Source organism: Plantactinospora sp. B24E8, assembly GCF_039871735.1.
Taxonomy (GTDB): domain Bacteria; phylum Actinomycetota; class Actinomycetes; order Mycobacteriales; family Micromonosporaceae; genus Plantactinospora.
In genome coordinates this window covers 13,487-30,810 of the sequence record NZ_JBDPMH010000008.1, presented here as the reverse complement: position 1 = coordinate 30,810, position 17,324 = coordinate 13,487, and the positions used below count along the sequence as shown (strand labels likewise).

At 72.6% G+C, this 17,324-nt stretch carries 15 protein-coding genes and 2 tRNA genes; 8 read left to right on the top strand and 9 right to left on the bottom strand.

The features are described 5' to 3' along the window. The first annotated feature begins 111 nt into the window (after nt 1-111). The 3 genes from ABGB21_RS14810 to ABGB21_RS14800 all read left to right on the top strand — a co-directional run bounded on the left by ABGB21_RS14810 (nt 112) and on the right by ABGB21_RS14800 (nt 4,966). On the top strand, nt 112-2,334 hold the full coding sequence (locus tag ABGB21_RS14810) for an RNA degradosome polyphosphate kinase (protein ID WP_347678340.1): 2,223 nt from the start codon (nt 112-114) through the stop codon (nt 2,332-2,334). Between the two features lie 125 nt (nt 2,335-2,459). Further along, nucleotides 2,460-3,989 carry a CYTH and CHAD domain-containing protein gene (locus ABGB21_RS14805; RefSeq protein WP_347653777.1) on the top strand — a complete coding sequence of 510 codons (1,530 nt, stop codon included), beginning with the start codon at nt 2,460-2,462 and terminating at the stop codon, nt 3,987-3,989. Next, nucleotides 3,986-4,966: a bifunctional NUDIX hydrolase/histidine phosphatase family protein gene (locus tag ABGB21_RS14800; protein ID WP_347653776.1), complete on the top strand. Its 981-nt coding sequence runs from the start codon at nt 3,986-3,988 to the stop codon at nt 4,964-4,966. Before ABGB21_RS14805 ends, ABGB21_RS14800 begins: the two co-directional genes overlap by 4 nt. A gap of 105 nt (nt 4,967-5,071) precedes the next feature. On the opposite strand, the gene ABGB21_RS14795 is transcribed toward ABGB21_RS14800, so the two are convergent. The 3 genes from ABGB21_RS14795 to leuC all read right to left on the bottom strand — a co-directional run bounded on the left by ABGB21_RS14795 (nt 5,072) and on the right by leuC (nt 7,899). Then, the gene (locus ABGB21_RS14795) at nt 5,072-5,668 is read right to left on the bottom strand and encodes an HU family DNA-binding protein (RefSeq protein ID WP_347653775.1); all 597 of its coding nucleotides are present in this window, start codon (nt 5,666-5,668) and stop codon (nt 5,072-5,074) included. Nucleotides 5,669-5,841: 173 nt separating this feature from the next. Further along, on the bottom strand, nt 5,842-6,429 hold the full coding sequence (gene leuD, locus ABGB21_RS14790; RefSeq protein ID WP_347653774.1) for a 3-isopropylmalate dehydratase small subunit: 588 nt from the start codon (nt 6,427-6,429) through the stop codon (nt 5,842-5,844). 15 nt (nt 6,430-6,444) lie between these two features. Beyond that, complete coding sequence (gene leuC, locus ABGB21_RS14785) at nt 6,445-7,899, bottom strand: 3-isopropylmalate dehydratase large subunit (RefSeq protein WP_347653773.1); 1,455 nt, start codon at nt 7,897-7,899, stop codon at nt 6,445-6,447. 49 nt (nt 7,900-7,948) lie between these two features. On the opposite strand from leuC, the gene ABGB21_RS14780 reads away from it, so the two are divergent. Next, nucleotides 7,949-8,635 (top strand): IclR family transcriptional regulator, encoded by a 687-nt coding sequence (locus ABGB21_RS14780; protein WP_347653772.1) that lies wholly within the window; start codon nt 7,949-7,951, stop codon nt 8,633-8,635. A 550-nt stretch (nt 8,636-9,185) separates the two neighbouring features. Here ABGB21_RS14780 and ABGB21_RS14775 read toward each other — a convergent pair. The 3 genes from ABGB21_RS14775 to ABGB21_RS14765 all read right to left on the bottom strand — a co-directional run bounded on the left by ABGB21_RS14775 (nt 9,186) and on the right by ABGB21_RS14765 (nt 10,374). After that, nucleotides 9,186-9,258 (bottom strand) — tRNA-Glu (locus tag ABGB21_RS14775). A 141-nt stretch (nt 9,259-9,399) separates the two neighbouring features. Next, nucleotides 9,400-9,471 (bottom strand) — tRNA-Gln (locus tag ABGB21_RS14770). Nucleotides 9,472-9,570: 99 nt separating this feature from the next. Beyond that, the gene (locus ABGB21_RS14765; protein WP_347653771.1) at nt 9,571-10,374 is read right to left on the bottom strand and encodes a fumarylacetoacetate hydrolase family protein; all 804 of its coding nucleotides are present in this window, start codon (nt 10,372-10,374) and stop codon (nt 9,571-9,573) included. A gap of 133 nt (nt 10,375-10,507) precedes the next feature. Here ABGB21_RS14765 and ABGB21_RS14760 point away from each other — a divergent pair, with 133 nt between their 5' ends. The 4 genes from ABGB21_RS14760 (at nt 10,508) to ABGB21_RS14745 (ending at nt 14,915) form a co-directional block, all read left to right on the top strand. Continuing rightward, nucleotides 10,508-12,175 carry a hypothetical protein gene (locus ABGB21_RS14760; RefSeq protein ID WP_347678184.1) on the top strand — a complete coding sequence of 556 codons (1,668 nt, stop codon included), beginning with the start codon at nt 10,508-10,510 and terminating at the stop codon, nt 12,173-12,175. 65 nt (nt 12,176-12,240) lie between these two features. Next, entirely contained in the window at nt 12,241-12,864 is a 624-nt protein-coding gene (locus ABGB21_RS14755; protein WP_347678182.1) for a TetR/AcrR family transcriptional regulator, read from the top strand. Between the two features lie 102 nt (nt 12,865-12,966). Further along, nucleotides 12,967-13,839, top strand: a complete 873-nt coding sequence (locus ABGB21_RS14750) for a 3-methyladenine DNA glycosylase (protein WP_347653768.1) — start codon at nt 12,967-12,969, stop codon at nt 13,837-13,839. Between the two features lie 41 nt (nt 13,840-13,880). Beyond that, entirely contained in the window at nt 13,881-14,915 is a 1,035-nt protein-coding gene (locus ABGB21_RS14745) for an aminotransferase class V-fold PLP-dependent enzyme (protein ID WP_347678180.1), read from the top strand. Between the two features lie 12 nt (nt 14,916-14,927). Here the strand turns inward: ABGB21_RS14745 and arfB are convergent, their stop codons facing one another. From arfB to ABGB21_RS14730, 3 genes are all read right to left on the bottom strand, one after another. Continuing rightward, nucleotides 14,928-15,347: an alternative ribosome rescue aminoacyl-tRNA hydrolase ArfB gene (gene arfB, locus ABGB21_RS14740; RefSeq protein WP_347653766.1), complete on the bottom strand. Its 420-nt coding sequence runs from the start codon at nt 15,345-15,347 to the stop codon at nt 14,928-14,930. 18 nt (nt 15,348-15,365) lie between these two features. Further along, on the bottom strand, nt 15,366-16,235 hold the full coding sequence (locus ABGB21_RS14735) for a trypsin-like peptidase domain-containing protein (protein WP_347653765.1): 870 nt from the start codon (nt 16,233-16,235) through the stop codon (nt 15,366-15,368). Nucleotides 16,236-16,316: 81 nt separating this feature from the next. After that, nucleotides 16,317-17,276, bottom strand: a complete 960-nt coding sequence (locus ABGB21_RS14730) for a VWA domain-containing protein (protein ID WP_347653764.1) — start codon at nt 17,274-17,276, stop codon at nt 16,317-16,319. Between the last annotated feature and the right edge of the window lie 48 nt (nt 17,277-17,324).

Genomic DNA, 17,324 nt, shown 5'->3' with positions numbered 1-17,324 from the left:
ACGGCGGCCGACGCGGATCGCACGGCGGATTCGGAACGGCTGCCGGAGACGGTCTCCGAGGGACCCGTCGGGTCGCCCCGGGCTCCGCTCACCGAACCGGGCCGCAACCCGCTGGCGGAACGACCCGGGATCTCCGCCGCCGCACCCGGCAGCGCCGCCCCGGACACCGGCATCCCCTCCCGCACCCGCGACGGCCGGGTCGGTGACAGCCGGACCGGCGACAGCCGGACCACGGAGCCGCTGCCGGCGGACCGGTTCCTCAACCGGGAACTCTCCTGGCTGGACTTCAACGCCCGGGTGCTCGCCCTGGCCGAGGACCCCGCCACCCCGCTGCTGGAACGGGCCAAGTTCCTGGCCATCTTCGCGAACAACCTCGACGAGTTCTACATGGTCCGGGTCGCCGGGCTGAAACGCCGGCTGCAGGCCGGGCTGCCGGTCCGGGGCGGCGACCAGATGCCGCTCACCACCCAGCTGGAACTCGTCTCCGAGACCGCCGCCCAACTGGTCGCCCGCCACGCCGCCTGCTTCGTCGACGAGGTGGCGCCGAAGCTCGCCGGCGAGAACATCGAACTGCTGCACTGGGACGAACTGCCGGAGCCGGAACGGCACCGGCTCAGTGCCTACTTCCGGGACCAGATCTTCCCGGTGCTGACCCCGCTGGCGGTGGACCCGGCACACCCGTTCCCGTACATCTCCAGCCGGTCGCTGAACCTGGCCGTGGTGGTCCGGGACTCCGACGCCGGCTCGGAGCTGTTCGCCCGGGTCAAGGTGCCGAACAACGTACCCCGGTTCGTCCGGGTGGTCCGGGACGCGCCCGGTGCCCGGTTCCTGCCGGTGGAGGAGCTGATCGCCGCCCACCTCGACCAGCTCTTCTCCGGCATGCAGGTGGTCGAGTGCCACCTGTTCCGGGTGACCCGTAACGCCGAGGTCGAGGTCGACGAGGACCGCGACGAGGACCTGCTGCAGGCCCTGGAACGGGAACTGGCCCGCCGCCGGTTCGGCCCCCCGGTACGCCTGGAGGTCGCCGCCTCGGCCTCCGACCACGTCCTGGAGCTGCTGACCCGGGAACTCGACATGGACAGCCAGGACGTGCTGCGGGTGCCCGGGTTGCTCGACCTGACCGCGCTCTGGCAGGTCTACAACGAGTGCGACCGGCCCGACCTGAAGGATCCGCCGTTCGTACCGGCGACCCACCCCCGGCTGGTCGAGGGCGAGGTGCCGCGCAGCGTCTTCGCCACCCTGCGCGACGGCGACATCCTGGTGCACCATCCGTACCACTCGTTCGCCACCAGCGTGCAGCGGTTCATCGAGCAGGCCGCCGCCGACCCGAACGTGCTGGCCATCAAGCAGACCCTCTACCGCACCAGCGGCGACTCGCCGATCGTGGACGCGCTGATCGACGCCGCCGCCGCCGGCAAGCAGGTGGTGGTCCTGGTGGAGATCAAGGCACGGTTCGACGAGGTGGCCAACATCGGCTGGGCACGGATGCTGGAACGGGCCGGCTGCCACGTCGTGTACGGCCTGGTCGGTCTGAAGACCCACTGCAAGACCGCGCTTGTGGTCCGGCAGGAGGGCAACCAGATCCGCCGCTACTGCCACATCGGCACCGGCAACTACCACCCGAAGACCGCCCGGCTCTACGAGGACTTCGGCATGCTCACCGCCGACCCGGAGGTCGGTGCCGACCTCACCGACCTGTTCAACGTCCTCACCGGCTACAGCCGGCAGACGTCGTACCGCCGGTTGCTGGTGGCGCCGCAGGGGATCCGGCGTGGGCTGATCGAGCGGATCGAACGGGAGATGACGCACGCCCGGCAGGGCCGACCGGCACTGGTGCAGTTCAAGGTCAACTCTCTGGTCGACGAGGCGATCGTCGACGCGCTCTACCGGGCCTCCCAGGCCGGGGTGCACGTCGACCTGCTGATCCGTGGGATGTGCACCCTGCGGCCCGGCGTTCCGGGGCTGTCCGAGAACATCCGGGTGCGGTCGATCCTGGGCCGGTTCCTCGAGCACTCCCGGGTGTTCCGGTTCGGCCACGGCGGGACGGCCGGGGCCGACGGGCGGGGACGGCTGGACGGCGTCGAGTTCTGGATCGGCTCGGCCGACCTGATGCACCGCAACCTCGACCGTCGGGTGGAGGCACTGGTGCAGGTGACCGACCCGACCGCCCGGGCGGAACTCGACGACCTGCTGACGACTTCGATGGGCGACGAGGTCGAGGCGTTCGAACTGGCCCCGGACGGCTGCTGGAGTCGACGTACCGGCGGTTCGGGGGAGCCGCTGGTGCACCTGCAGGAGGCGCTGCTGGGCCGGTTCGCCGGGACCGCGAAGTGACCGCCGGCCCGTCCGGGACGCCCCGGGCCGACCGGCCGGTGGCACACCGGAGGACGCGCGGTACGGCCACGCCGTCCGGACCGCGGCACCGACGCGTGGACCGGTCCCGGGACTAGGCTGGCGCGATGGTCGAGGAGGAGCGCAAGTACGACGTACCACCGGAGTTCGTGCTGCCCGACCTCGCCGACCTCGCCCCACCCGGTGGGCGGGTGGTGGAGCTCCCCCCGGTGACGCTCACCGCGACGTACCTCGACACCGCCGACCTCCGGCTGGCCCGGGCCGGTGCGTCGTTCCGGCACCGCCGGGGCGACGACCTGCCGTGGACGGTCAAGCTGCCGACCGACGCCCCGGGTGTGCGCCACGAGATCTCCCGGGCCGGCCGGGCGAAGCACCCGCCGGACGACCTGGTCGCCCTGCTCACCGCTGTCACCCGCGGCGCCGGACTGCGACCGGCGACGGTGGTCCGCACGGTGCGCCGGATCCACGAGGTACGCGACGACGCCGACCGGCTGCTGGCCGAGGTGGCCGACGACGCGGTGTCGGTGCTGGACGGCAAGCGGATCCGGTCGACCTTCCGCGAGATCGAGGTCGAACGGAAGGCCGGCGACCGGAAGCTGCTCGACCGGTTGGCGACCGCGCTGACCGGGGCGGGAGCCCGGACCGGGGAGTTCGTCCCCAAACACGTCCGGGCGCTCGGCGCGGCCGCCGGCGCCGCCCCCGACCTGGTCCCCCCGGGGGACCTGCCCGACCGGCCGACCGCCGGCGAGGTGGTCGTCGCCGCGGTGCGCCGCTCCGCGGGCCGGATCCTCGCCCACGATCCGCTGGTCCGGCTCCGCGCCCCGGTCGGCCGCGACGACACCGCCGTACACCAGATGCGGGTCGGCTGCCGGCGGCTCCGCAGTGACCTGCGGACGTTCGGGCCACTGGTCCGCAGGGAGTGGGCCCGGCCGGTCCGCGACGAACTGCGCTGGCTCGCCGGCGTGCTCGGCCAGGCCCGCGACGTCGAGGTGCTGCGGAAACGGTTGCGCCGGACCGCGGCGGCCGACCCGGTCAGTCCGCTCGACACGGCCGTGGTGGACCGGATCGACCGGGTCCTCGCCGACCGGCACGAGACCGCGCTGGCCGCCGTGGACGAGGCGCTCCGCTCGCCGCGTTACCTGGCGCTGGTCGAGACGCTGCTGGACGCGACGCGTGAGCCGCAGCTGACCGCCCGGGCGGAACGCCCGGCCGCCCGGGTGCTGCCCCGGCTGGTGGCCCGGCCGTGGCACCGGCTCACCGACGGCGACGACACCGTCGACGCCGCCGGGGACCTGGACCCGGCGGCACCGGACGAACGGTGGCACGCGGTGCGGATCAACGGCAAACGGGCCCGGTACGCCCTGGACGCGGTCGCCCCGGTGCTCGGCGGCGACGCGGCGAAACTGGCCCGGGCGCTGGCGAAGGTGCAGGAACTGCTCGGCGAGCACCAGGACGCGGCGGTCGCCGCCGAGACCTGGCTGTCGATCGCGGCGTCGGATCCGGGCGACCACCAACTGGCGGTGACCGCCGGGCGGCTCGTCGAACGGGAACGGGCGAGCGTACGCGCCGCCCGGGCCGCCTTCCCACGAGCGTGGCGCCGGACGGTGCGCGGACGTCGGACGGCGTGGTTACGGTGACGGCGAACGGGGCTGCGGCGAACGGGGCGGCGGCGGGCGGAGCGGCGGGACGGCCGGTCCGGGCGGCCGGTGGGGTGGTCTGGCGGCACTCCGGCGACCGGGTCGAGGTGGCGGTGGTGCACCGTCCCCGGTACGACGACTGGTCGCTGCCGAAGGGCAAGCTGGATCCGGGTGAACACCCGTTGACCGCGGCGGTACGCGAGGTCGCCGAGGAGTCCGACGTCCGGGCGGTGCCGCAGGTACGCCTTCCCCCGGTGCGGTACCTGATGCGCGACGGCGTACCGAAGGTGGTCGAGTTCTGGTCGATGCGGGCCGCCGGTGCCGGTGGTTTCCAGCCGGACACCGAGGTCGACGACGTACGGTGGCTGCCGCTCGACGAGGCGCTCGGACGGGTCAGCTATCCGCACGACGCCCGGGTGCTGCGGGATTTCGCCGCGCTGCCACCGGTGACGGCGGTGCTGGGGCTGGTCCGGCACGCCCACGCCGGTCAGCGTGGCACCTGGTCGGGGCCGGATGACGCCCGCCCGTTGGACGACGACGGCTGGGGTCAGGCCCGGTCGCTGGCCGGGCTGCTCGCCCTGATCCGCCCGGTACGTCTGCTCGCCGCCGGACCCCGGCGCTGTGTGCAGACGTTGCAGCCGCTCGCCGAGCTGCTCGACCAGCCGGTCGAGGTCGACTCCGCCTTCACCGAGCCGTTGCCCGGTCAGGATCCGGTGGAGAACGCCCTGGTCGCCGCCGGACGCCTGCTGGACCTGGCGGCCGCCGGCGCCCCGACCGTGGTCTGCAGTCAGGGCAAGGTGATTTCGCCCGCGCTCGTGCGGCTGAGCGCCCGGAACGGGCCCCGGTTCGCGGACGTGGACGCCGGGAACGGCTTCCGGACCGCCAAGGGTGCGGCTTGGCTGCTCGCCTTCAGTGGCGACCGACTGGTCGCGCTCAGCCACCTGGACGGCTCCGACCTCCAGCCGGCGGCACGCTGACCCGACGCGGGCCCGGCGGATCCCGTCGCGGATCCGCCGGTCCGGGCCCGGACAGCGTTGAGGGCGCCTCCGGTACGAACGGAGAGCGCCCTCAGCGGTGTGGTGTCAGCGCTTGGCGGCCTTCTTGGCCGGGGCCTTCTTGGCCGTGGTGGCCTTCTTGGTCGCCGTCGCGCGGGTGGACGTGCTCTTGGCCGCGGCCGACTTCTTCGCCGCCGTCGCCTTGGCCGTGGTCGCCTTGGCCGTGGTCGCCTTGGCCGTGGTGGCCTTCTTGGTCGCCGTGGCCTTCTTCGCCGGAGCCGTCTTCTTGGCCGTGGCGGCCTTGGCCGGCGCCGTCTTCTTGGTCGCCGCCTTCTTGGCCGGCGCCGCCTTCGTGGTGGTGGCCGTGGTCGTGGCGGTCTTCTTCGCCGCGACCGTGTTCTTCGGGGCCTTACCGCTGGCGACCATCTCCTTGAACCCGGCCCCCGGCCGGAAGGCCGGAACGGATGTCTTCTTCACCTTCACCGACTCGCCGGTGCGAGGGTTGCGGGCTGTTCGGGCACCGCGTACGCGCTTTTCGAACACCCCGAACCCGGTGATGGCCACCCGATCCCCCTTGGTGACCGCCGCCTGGACCTCCGCGAGGACCGCGTCGAGCGCCGACGTCGCCGTCTTCCGGTCTCCCAGACGAGCGGCGAGAGCCTCGATGAGCTCGGCCTTGTTCACGACTTCCCTCCCAATGTGCAACTGGACTCAACGCGAGCCATTCTGCGCGCACGGTATGCCCTGTGCCACCGGGACACAAACATCTGCTGGAAAAAACCCATTGTGTCGCAACGGATTCGCCCCCGTCGGCGAACCGACGGGGGCGAAAACGACTGTACGGGCTGGCGTTCTGGCTATGCCACCACGGGCCGGAAGGGTGATCTTTGTCCCTCGTACGCGGTGATCTCCGCCTCATGGCGGAGGGTCAGTCCAATGTCGTCCAAGCCCTCCATGAGGCGCCACCGACTGAAGTCGTCGAGCGGGAACGACCAGGTGTGCCCGCCGGCCCGGACCTCCCGGGCGGTCAGGTCGACATCGATGGAGGCGGTCGCGTCGGACTCCGCCAACTCCCACAGAGTCTCGACGGCCTTCAATTCGAGCTCAACCGGGAGGAGCCCTTCCTTGAGGGCGTTGCCCCGGAAGATGTCACCGAAGCCGGGGGCGATGACGACCCGGAACCCCCAGTCCCGCAGGGCCCACACCGCGTGCTCCCGAGACGACCCCGTACCGAACTCCGGACCGGCGACAAGAATCGACGCCCCAGAATATGAAGAATCGTTGAGAACGAATGTCGGGTCTTCTCGCCAGGCGCTGAAGAGGCCGTCGGCGAAGCCGGTTCGGGTCACCCGCTTGAGGTACACGGCCGGAATGATCTGATCGGTATCCACGTTGGACCGGCGCAGCGGAACCGCCGTACCGGTGTGCACGGTGAACTTCTCCATGTCAGGTCAGCCCCTTCACAGGTCGGCGGGAGCGGCCAGTCGGCCGGCCACGGCGGTGGCGGCGGCGACCGGTGGCGAGACGAGATGGGTACGCCCACCCCGGCCCTGCCGGCCCTCGAAGTTTCGGTTGGAGGTGGAGGCCGAGCGCTGCCCCGGCTTGAGGGTGTCCGGGTTCATCCCGAGACACATGGAGCAGCCGGCGAACCGCCACTCCGCCCCGGCCTCGGTGAAGATCTTGTCGAGGCCCTCCTGCTCGGCCGCCTCGCGCACCGCGGCGGAACCGGGGACGACAAGCATCCGTACCCCGTCGGCCACCCTGTGCCCGCGCAGCACGTCGGCGGCGGACCGGAGGTCCTCCAGTCGGCCGTTGGTGCAGGAGCCGACGAAGACCACGTCCACCGGTACGTCCCGCAGCCGGGTGCCGGGCTTGAGGTCCATGTACTCCAGCGCGCGACGGGCGGCGGTCCGCTCCGCCTCGCTGACGAACTCCTCCGGGTCCGGTACGACCTCGCTGAGCGCCGCGCCCTGCCCGGGGTTGGTGCCCCAGGTGACGAACGGGGTGATCCGGCTGGCGTCGAGCAGCACCTCGGTGTCGAACGTCGCGCCCGGGTCGGTCGGCAGGGTGCGCCAGTACTCCACCGCCGCGTCCCAGTCCGCACCCTTGGGGGCGTACGGACGGTCCCTGAGGTAGGCGAAGGTGGTCTCGTCCGGCGCGATCATGCCGGCCTTGGCACCCCACTCGATGGACATGTTGGCGATGGTCATCCGCCCCTCCATGGAGAGTCGGCTGATCGCCTCGCCCCGGTACTCCACGATGTGGCCGCGTCCGCCGCCGGTGCCCACCTGGGCGATGAGTGCCAGGACCAGGTCCTTGGCGGTGACCCCGGGAGCCAGTTCGCCGGTGACCGTGACCGCCATCGTCTTCGGCCGGCTCTGCGGCAGGGTCTGGGTGGCGAGGACGTGCTCGACCTCGCTGGTCCCGATCCCGAACGCCAGCGCGCCGAACGCGCCGTGGGTGGCGGTGTGCGAGTCGCCGCAGACGATCGTCAGACCCGGCTGGGTGAGCCCGAGCTGGGGCCCGATCACGTGCACGATGCCCTGGTTGTCGTCGCCGAGCGGGTGCAGCTTGACGCCGAACTCGGCGCAGTTGCGGCGCAGCGTCTCGATCTGGGTCCGGGACGTCGGGTCGGCGATGGTGAGCAGGTCGCCGCGCCGGGACCGGAACGACGGGTCGTCGTACCCGGTCGGGGTGTTGTGGTCCTCGGTCGCGAGCGTGAGGTCGGGGCGGCGGACCGGGCGCCCGGCCATCCGCAGACCGTCGAAGGCCTGTGGGCTGGTGACCTCGTGCAGCAGGTGCAGGTCGATGTAGAGCAGATCCGGCTCACCGTCAGCGGATCGCACGACGTGAGCGTCCCAGACCTTCTCGGCCAAGGTCCTCGGCGAGGACGGCTCTGGAGTGACTCCCACCATCTGGACATCCTAAATTCTGGGAGGTAGGTTTCGGCTTGTGGGACACAGTATGAGCGGTGTCGGCGTTCTCGACAAGGCGGTGGTCATCCTCGCGGCCTGCGTCGATGGCGCCAGCCTGGCCGAACTCGTCGATCGCACCAAGCTTCCCCGGGCCACGGCACATCGCCTGGCCCAGGCCCTGGAGATCCACCGGATGCTGGTCCGGGACACCCAGGGGCGGTGGCGCCCCGGCCCTCGTCTGGGTGAGCTGGCGAACGCCGCCCCGGACGTACTGCTGACCGCGGCCGAGCCGCTGCTCTCCGCGCTCCGGGACGCCACCGGTGAGAGCGCCCAGCTCTATCTGCGCCGGGCGGACGAACGGATCTGCGTCGCCGCCGCCGAGCGGGCCAGTGGGTTGCGGGACACCGTGCCGGTCGGTTCGGTGCTGCCGATGACCGCCGGCTCGGCCGCGCAGATCCTGCTCGCCTGGGAGCCGCCGGAGGCGGTCATGCCACTGCTCCCCCGCTGCAAGTTCACCGGCCGCACCCTGGCCGAGGTACGCCGGCGTGGCTGGGCGCAGAGCGTCGCCGAGCGGGAGGCGGGTGTGGCGAGCGTCTCCGCCCCGATCCGGGACCGGACCGGCCGGGTCATCGCGGCGATCAGCATCTCCGGCCCGATCGAGCGTCTCGGCCGTCGCCCCGGCGACCGGCACGCCATGGCGGTGGTCCGGGCCGGGCAACGCCTCTCCGGTCTGTGAGCCGTACCCTCCGGCCGGGGCGGTGGTGAGCCATGGCCGCCGGCCGGGGCGGTGGTGAGCCATGGCCGCCGGCCGGGGCGGTGGTGAGCCATGGCCGCCGGCCGGGGCGGTGGTGAGCCATGGCCGCCGGCCGGAGGCGGTGGTCCGGGCCGGGCGACCGCCACCCACTCCCGCCGCTACCGGCCGGTGAGTACCTCGCCGGCCGGTGACCGGCCTGGCGCGGGTGTGCCGGTCTGGCGATGACGTTTGCTGCGTGGCCCGGCCCGGCCTGGCCGGCCGTGGCGTGTGCCGACCTGTGCTGGCCCGACCTGGCCGGAAGTCTTCCGTTTCGCCGGTCGGTCCCGCCTCGGTGTGCCATGCTCAGGCGGTAACCGCAGCGAGTGAGAGAACCGCCCCGACTGCGCCCCGGGCCGGCGCAGCCTCGGCGCGGTGACCGGCGGAGGTGACCGGCGGAGGTGACCGGTCGGACAGGAACCCTGCCGGCCCGGCGGAACGTCCGCCGAGACGGCAAACGGCCCGCGTCACCGTTGGTGACGCGGGCCGCTGTCTGTAGCCCCGACCGGATTCGAACCGGCGCTACCGCCTTGAGAGGGCGGCGTCCTAGGCCGCTAGACGACGGGGCCAGGAACTTCCCTTTGTTGCCTTCATCGACCTCTCGGTCGACCGCGCTGAACCCTACCAGATCCAGCCCTTGTTGACCTTGGCGGCCAACGGAGCTGAACTCTACCAGATCCAGCAGCCGACACCCTTTCGGGCATCGGAAGCTGGGGTACCAGGACTCGAACCTAGACTAACTGAACCAGAATCAGTTGGGCTGCCAATTACCCCATACCCCATCGGTGCTTGTCGCACCGGAAGAGAACTTTACCGGACCCGGTGGTGGAGACCAAATCAGGTGGGTGCCGGGGCGGAAAGCCCCGCTCCGGCACCACAACTCAGTCCAGCGCGACCACCGGATTCGACAGTTCGCCAACCCCTTCGACACGCACCGTGACGGTATCCCCCGCGACGATCGGACTAACCCCCGCCGGCGTTCCGGTCAGCACCACGTCACCCGGAAGCAGCGTCATCACGTGTGAGATGTAGGACACCAGGGTCGGAACGTCGAAGACCATGTCCTTGGTCCGCCCGAGCTGGCGTACCTCCATCTCGTCGGCGTTGCGACCCACCTCACAGCGGACCTCCAGGTCGCTGACGTCGATCCCGGTGGTGATCCACGGCCCGATCGGGCAGAACGAGTCGAAGCCCTTGGCCCGGGTCCACTGCCCGTCCGACCGCTGCAGGTCCCGCGCGGTCACGTCGTTGGCGCAGGTGTAGCCGAAAATCGCCTGCGCGGCCTGGTTCCGGTCAGCCCGCCGGGCACCGGGAGGGCCGATCACGACGGCCAGCTCGGCCTCGTGCTCGACCCGCTTCGACTGCAACGGCAACCGGATCGCGTCCCGGGGGCCGATCACCGAGGTGGACGGCTTGAGGAAGAGCAGCGGCTCGGCCGGCACCTCGGCCCCGTGCTCCGCGGCGTGTTCCACGTAGTTGCGGCCGACGCAGACCACCTTGCTGGGCAGGATCGGCGAGAGCAGCCGGACGTCCGCCAGCGCCCACCGACCACCGGTGAACCGGATCTGACCGAACGGATGACCGTCGATCTCGGCCACCGTCAAACCTTCCGGGCCGGCGTCCGGGTCACCCTCGACGACGCCGAACGACATTCCTTTTCCATGAGCGAAACGAGCGATACGCACCCGGCCAATCTATCCGCCGGCGGCGCACGATACCGCAGGTGGCGTCCCCGGTCAGCGATTCGTTCCTTCCCCACCGTCCCGCGCGACGGCCCGCCTAGCGTCGGAAGCGGGAGAAATGGGAGGAGTCCTCGTGATGCCTGCATCGACCCCACTCCGCACCGCCGGAGCGGTGCTCGCCGGTTGCCTGTTCGCCACCGCCACGCCCGGCGCACCCGCGCTCGCCGACACCCCACCGATCAGCGTCGCGATGGCCAGCTCCGGAACGGGTGCGCCACGCTACGAGATCCGGGTGACCAACGAAACGGACGGCACCGTCAAGACCACCGTGCGGCAGGACCTGCCGCCGGGCACCGTCCCGGCCAGTGTCAGCGAGGGCGGACAGGCCGGCCCACCCGGCCCGGGCCGGACCGGGACCGAGGTCGTCTGGCAGGTGCAGCTCGGCGCCCGGGCCGTGGCGACGCTGAACACCACCCTCGCCAGGCCGCCCGGCAACACCGCCGTCAGCGCCCCCGCCTGCGCGTTCGTCGCCAACGGCAACCTGCCGTACGACTGCGCCACCGCCACCTGGCGCCCAGACGGCGCCGCTGCGGGCGGCTCCGGTGGTGGCGGGGTCGCGGCCGAATCGGCCGACTCCGGCCCCTGGTGGGGCGGCGCCACCGTGTGGGGCGGCGGACTCGGCCTGCTCCTGCTGCTCAGCGTGGCCGCCGCGGTGTTCTGGGCCCGCCGGCTCCGCCGCCGCCGCGCCGCCGCGGACGTCAACCGCGACGTACCGGACGACACCGGCAGCGGCCGCGCCACCACCCGGGACAGTCGGATCATCCGCCGGGTGGGACGACCGATCGCCCGGGCCACCGCCCGGGTACGGGGCGACGCGAAGATCCCGGCCCCGGCCGAGGTGCTGGCCACGACCGGCCACCGGAGCGGCCCGTCCCCAAGCTCGGACGCTCCGTCCCCGGGCTCGGACACCACGTCCCCGGGCTCGGACGCCACGGACCGGGACGACGTGCTCCGGAAAGACGCGGCAGCCCCGGCGGAACGGGGGAGCGGCGCCGGTCAGGAGGGTGGGCTGGTGGGAATCGCCGGTGGTGCCCGGTACGTCGGCCGGGCGGCGATCCCGCCCCGTACCCCGGTGCCCGGTTTCGACGACGAGCCGGCGACGGACGAGCCCGACGACACGGTGGCGACGGATCAGCGGCCCGAGGAGGAGCCGGTCGAGGCGCCGAGCCGGGTGACGGCACGGGCACCGCGACCGCGTACGTCGCCGCCGATCAAGGGCGTACGACGACAACGACCGCCCGCCTGGACCGCGGTCGGGATCGCCGCCCTGGCCGCCGTCGCCCTGGCCACCGTCACCGCCTGGACCGGTTCCAGCCAGGTGAGCGCGATCAGTGGCGACCGACAGCCGTCCAGCGGGGCATGGGTGGGCCGGACGGTGGCCGGACCGCTGGGCACCAGCCTGCGGGAGAGCGCCTTCGAGTTCACCGTGTACCGGTTGGGCTGCCCGTCCGGCGCGCAGGGGTGTGAGGCGGTCATCGGGGTGCGCAACGTCACGGACAGGAGCCAGCGCTGGCACGCCCAACTCCAGCGGGCGTACCTGCCCGGCGGCGACTGGGTCGGCGCGGACGTACCCGCCACCCGGATCGCCAACGCCGGCCGGGACCCGTTCGCCGAACCGCTGCCCGCCGGGGAACGTCTGATCGTGCCGGTGGTCTTCGCCCCGACCGGGACGACCACACCCGACCGGATCGAACTGCGCAGCGCGGTCTTCTCGGCCGGGGTCAGCGTCAACGTGCCCCGGTAGTGACAGACCGGGCGCCGGCACCGTGGTCGGCCGGCTCGTCCCACCCGCCGCCCTAGGATCGGCACATGCCTTCGGTCACCCGGCGCCGTGCGCCCGACCCTGCCCGCCACGCCCTGGTCGAGGCACAGATCCTCGCCGCCACGGAGCGCCTGCTCGCCCAGGGCACGAGCTTCACCGACCTGGGAGTACAGCGGATCGCGACCGAGGCGGGAGTGGCCCGGTCGACCTTCTACACCCACTTCCGGGACAAGTCCGAGTTGCTGATGCGGCTTGCCAACACCATGCGGACCACCGCGTTCGACGTCGCCGGCGAATGGAACCCGACGGCCGGCGCACAAGGCCTGGCTGAGGTCTTCGGCGAGATCGTCGGGATCTACCGCGAGTACGCGCCGGTGCTCACCGCGCTCAACGAGGTGGCGTCGTACGACCCGACGGTGCGGGAGTTCTGGGCCGCCGCGCTCAACCGGTTCGTCGAGAACACCGTCCGGCTGCTGACCGCCGACCAGGAGTCCGGCACCGTCCCCGCCGACCTCGACGCGGAGCACGCCGCCCGGATCATCGTGCTCGGCGGCGACCGGGCCATCTCCGAACACGTCGCGGCGACCGGCCCCGACACCAGCGGCGACCCGGCCTTCGCCCGCGAACTCGCGCTGATCTGGTGGCACGGCGCCTACCGCCGCCCCGCCTAGCGCACGACGCCCCCGCCGGCCGGGAAAACCGGACACCGCCGGGCCGGGAGAGCCGGATCCCCACCGGCCGGGATGGCCGGAAGCCGGTCGTACCCTTGACCGGTGACCAGCGCCCTCGCCCACGGCACGCCCGCCGTGCTCGACGCGGCCGACTGGCAGGCCCGGCGGGCCGCCCACGAACGACGCGTCGACGAGTGGCTCACCCCGCACCTGGCCCGCCGCCGGGCCGGAGTCCGACACCCCGTCGAGGACTTCCTCTTCACCTACTACTCGCACCGGCCGGCCCAACTGCGCCGCTGGCACCCGGGCGCCGGGGTGCTGCTGCGCGACGCCGACCCGGCGGAGTTCGGCGCCGACTACACCGCCGGACCCGCCGGGCTGACCCTCGACACCGGGGCGGTACGCGCCCGGCGGGCCGAGTCGGTCGAGTGGATCCGTACCCTGCTGACCCGGACCGCCCAGCGGCCCGGGCACTTCGGCTGCTTCGGGATGCACGAGTGGGCGATGGTCTACCGGCAGACCCAGGAGGAGGTACGGCACAACGCCTGGCCGCTGCGGCTGGACCCGGACCGGACCGCCGAGGTGGTGGAGAACGCCCGGATCCGGTGCAGCCACTTCGACGCGTACCGGTTCTTCACCGCACCGGCCCGGCCGCTGAACCTGCTCGTCCCGACCCGGGAAACCCAGCACGCCTTCGAGCAGCCCGGCTGTTTGCACGCGAACATGGATCTCTACAAATGGTCCTACAAACTCTCGCCCCTGATTCCGTCGGAGCTCGTCGCCGACTGCTTCGAGTTGGCGAGACAGATCCGCACCCTCGACATGCGGGCCTCGCCGTACGACCTCGCCGATCTCGGCTATCCGCCGGTACGGATCGAGACCCCGGAAGGCCGGGCCGAGTACGCCGCCGCGCAGCGCGGCTTCGCCGAGCGGGCCGCCCTGCTGCGTACCCGCCTGCTCAGCGCCCTCGGCTGACCGGGCAAGCCCTGCCCGACCACCCGAACTACCCTGGCCCGATGGATCTCGGGACGGCGCAGGACCTCTGGGACCCGGAGCCGGGCTGGCTGAACACCGCGAGCTACGGGCTGCCGCCCCGGCCGGCCTGGGACGCCTTACAGAACGCGCTCGACGACTGGCGGGCCGGCCGTACCTCGTGGGAGGGCTGGGACGCCTCGACCCGGCGGTCCCGGGCCGCCTTCGCCGCCCTGCTCCGGGTGGCGGCGACCGACGTCACCGTCGGTGCCACCGTCTCCCAGCTGCTCGCCCCGGTCGCGGCGGCCCTGCCGGCCGGTGCCACCGTCCTGGTGCCGGAGGTCGAGTTCACCTCGAACCTCTTCCCCTGGCTGGCCCAGACCGGACGCGGGGTACGGGTCCGAACCGTCCCCCTCGACGACCTCGCCGACGCGGTCGACAGGCGCACCGACCTGGTGGCGTTCAGCCTGGTGCAGTCCGCCGACGGCCGGATCGCCCGGTACGCGGACGTCCTGGCCGCCGCCGAGGCGCACGACGCGCTGGTGGTGGTCGACGCCACCCAGGCCTGTGGCTGGTTGCCGTTCGAGGCGGGCCGGGCCGACGTGGTCGCGGTCGGGGCGTACAAGTGGTTGATGGCACCGCGCGGCGCCGCCTTCGGCTACCTCTCCGCCCGGATCCGCGAGCGGATGGTCCCGCACGCCGCCAACTGGTACGCCGGGCAGGACCCGCACGCCGCGTACTACGGGCCGCCGCTGCGGCTCGCCGACGACGCCCGCCGGTTCGACCTCTCCCCCGCCTGGTTCTGTTTCGTCGGCGCGGCACCGGCGATGGAACTGCTCGTCGAGATCGGCCTGCCGGCGGTGTACGAGCACAACGTACGACTGGCGAACCGGTTCCGCACCGGGCTCGGCCAGCCGCCCGGCGACAGTGCGATCGTCACCGTCGACGTGCCGGACGCGGCGGAGCGGCTGGCCGCCGCCGGAGTCCGGGCGGCGGTCCGGGCCGGTCGGGTCCGCGCCTCGTTCCACCTCTACAGCACCGAACACGACGTCGACCTGGCGCTGACCGCCCTGAGCTGAGGGCGCCCGGGGTCAGTCGGCGTCCCCGCGACGCATCTGCTTGATCTGTCCCCGACGTTTCTTGTCGGCCAGCCGCCGTTCCTTCGCGCCCCGGCTCGGCTTGGTCGCCCGCCGGGGCGGCGGCGGTGGCGCGATCGCGTCGGCCAGCAGGGCGGCCATCCGGGCCTGGGCCGCCTCCCGGTTGCGCAGTTGGGCCCGGTGCTCCGAGGCGGTGACGGTCAGCACGCCGTCGACCAGCCGGTCGCCGAGCCGCTCCACCGCCCGGGTCCGCAGCCGCTCCGGCAGCACCGCCGACCGGGCCACGTCGAAGGAGAGCTCGGCCCGGGAGTCGGTGGTGTTCACGCCCTGCCCGCCCGGCCCGCTGGACCGGGAGAACCGCCAGTTCAGCTCGGCGTCCGGGATGACGAGGCCCGGTCGGATGGTCACAACCATGTGGTCACCGTACGGCGTTCAGCCGCCCTTGCCGATGATGGTGTCCGCGGTGTGCTGCACCTGCTCGATCGGGATGGCGAACCCGATCCCGATCGACCCGCTGCCGTCGATGGTGGCGATCGCGGTGTTCACCCCGACCACCTCGCCACGGGCGTTGACCAACGGTCCGCCGGAGTTGCCGGGATTGATCGAGGCGTCGGTCTGCACCGCCGTGTGCCGGTTGTTGCCGAGCCGGACCTCACGGTCTAGGGCGCTGACGATCCCGGCGGTGACCGTGCCGTTCAGCCCGAGCGGGGAGCCGACCGCCAACACCGGCTCGCCGACCCGGGTGGTGCCCGGTTTGGCCAGCACCAGTGCGGTCAGGTTGGCGGCTGGTGGCACCCGGAGCACCGCGATGTCGCTGCGGGAGTCCCGGCCGACGAGTCGGGCCGGGAACTGCCGTCCGTCCGAGGTCTCCACCATCACCGCGCCGCCGCTCTCCCCGCCGCCACCCCGGGCCACGATGTGGTCGTTGGTGACGACGTGGTGCAGGTCGTCGAGGGCGAAGCCGGATCCGCCGGCGGACTTCCCGCCGCCGGCCACCATCACCGACACCACGCCCGGGACCACCTGCGCGGCGGCGGCGACCAGGTCGGCCGGTACGGCAGCCTGGGCCTTCGTCTGCTCGCCCGGCAGTTCCCGGCTGGCGACGTAGCCGCCGGCGAGCCCGCCGGAGACGATGGCGAGGGCGACCACGGTGAGCGCGGCGAGCAGCCAGCGCCGCCGATTCGGCGGCCTGGTCGGGTCGAACGACCCCTCGGGTACGCCGCCGGGCCGCCCGTTCGGGCCGAGATCCGGTGAGATGAACCATGGGCCGCGGGGTTCACCGAGCCCGGTCTGCACTGCCATGACTCACTCCTCGTCAGCTCGCTCCTCGTCGGGTCAGGCAACTCGACAGCTCGTCGGATCCACCGGATGCGCCGGCGGTGGTCACGGCAACCGGGAGAACCAGAGCATCGAGCCGCCCGCGGCCGCCAGGGCGAACAGCAGCCCGATGCCGATGAACCGGGCGGAGATGTCCTGCTTCTCGGTCCGGTAGCCGACCGAGGTGCCGATGTCCTCGTAGACGGCCCGCAACTCCTCGCTACTGCCCGCCTCGTGGTACCCGCCCTTGGTCTGCTCGGCGACGGCCCGCAGGGTCTGGCCGTCGACCGGCACCCGGATCGGCCGACCGCCCCGGGCCACGTACCCCGACGGGGTGCCGAACGAGATGGTGTGCACCGGTACGCCGTCCTGCACCGCCTCGTCCGCCGCGCTCATCGGATCCCGCCCGGAGGTGTTCGCTCCGTCGGAGAGCAGCACGATCCGGGCCGGCGGCGGGTCCTGCGCCCCCGGTACGTCGAACGTCCGGATCGCCTCCAACGAGGCGCCGATCGCCTCGCCGATCGCGGTCCCCTGCACCCCGGTGCTCCCCTCGGCGAGCCGCCGGATCCCGGCGTGCAGCGTCGAACGGTCGGTTCCCGGCGGCACCAGCACCGCCGCGCTGCCGGCGAAGGCGACCAGCCCGACGTTGAACTCGTCGGGGAGACTGTCGACGAACCGGTGGGCCGCCCCCTTCGCCGCCGCCAGCCGGTCCGGGTCCACGTCGGTGGCGAGCATCGAGGTGGAGACGTCGACCGCCACCATCACGGTGGCCCGTTCCCTCGGCACCCGTACGTCGGCCTGCGGTCGGGCGAAGCCGACGACGAGCAGCCCCAGCATGACCAGGAAGAGTCCCGCCGGCAGGTGGCGTCGCCAGTTCGGCCGGTCCGGAGCGACCCGGTCCAGCAACCGCAGGTTGGTGAACCGTACGGCGTACCGGCTGCGACGCCGCTGGAGGAAGACGTACCAGATGCCGAGCCCCAGCACCCCGAGGAGCAGCAGTAGCCGCTCCGGCGACTCCCAGCTCATGCCTCCCCCTTCGACCAGCCGACTCGCTCGCTCACGTCATCTCCTCGC

Excerpts from the sequence above, each read along its gene's own strand:
- ABGB21_RS14805 (WP_347653777.1), top strand. The coding sequence starts at position 2,460 with ATGGTCGAGGAGGAGCGCAAGTACGACGTACCACCGGAGTTCGTGCTG.
- leuD (WP_347653774.1), bottom strand. The coding sequence starts at position 6,429 with ATGGAGAAGTTCACCGTGCACACCGGTACGGCGGTTCCGCTGCGCCGG.
- leuC (WP_347653773.1), bottom strand. The coding sequence starts at position 7,899 with ATGGTGGGAGTCACTCCAGAGCCGTCCTCGCCGAGGACCTTGGCCGAG.
- ABGB21_RS14780 (WP_347653772.1), top strand. The coding sequence starts at position 7,949 with ATGAGCGGTGTCGGCGTTCTCGACAAGGCGGTGGTCATCCTCGCGGCC.
- ABGB21_RS14760 (WP_347678184.1), top strand. The coding sequence starts at position 10,508 with ATGCCTGCATCGACCCCACTCCGCACCGCCGGAGCGGTGCTCGCCGGT.
- ABGB21_RS14755 (WP_347678182.1), top strand. The coding sequence starts at position 12,241 with ATGCCTTCGGTCACCCGGCGCCGTGCGCCCGACCCTGCCCGCCACGCC.
- ABGB21_RS14745 (WP_347678180.1), top strand. The coding sequence starts at position 13,881 with ATGGATCTCGGGACGGCGCAGGACCTCTGGGACCCGGAGCCGGGCTGG.
- arfB (WP_347653766.1), bottom strand. The coding sequence starts at position 15,347 with ATGGTTGTGACCATCCGACCGGGCCTCGTCATCCCGGACGCCGAGCTG.
- ABGB21_RS14735 (WP_347653765.1), bottom strand. The coding sequence starts at position 16,235 with ATGGCAGTGCAGACCGGGCTCGGTGAACCCCGCGGCCCATGGTTCATC.
- ABGB21_RS14730 (WP_347653764.1), bottom strand. The coding sequence starts at position 17,276 with ATGAGCTGGGAGTCGCCGGAGCGGCTACTGCTGCTCCTCGGGGTGCTG.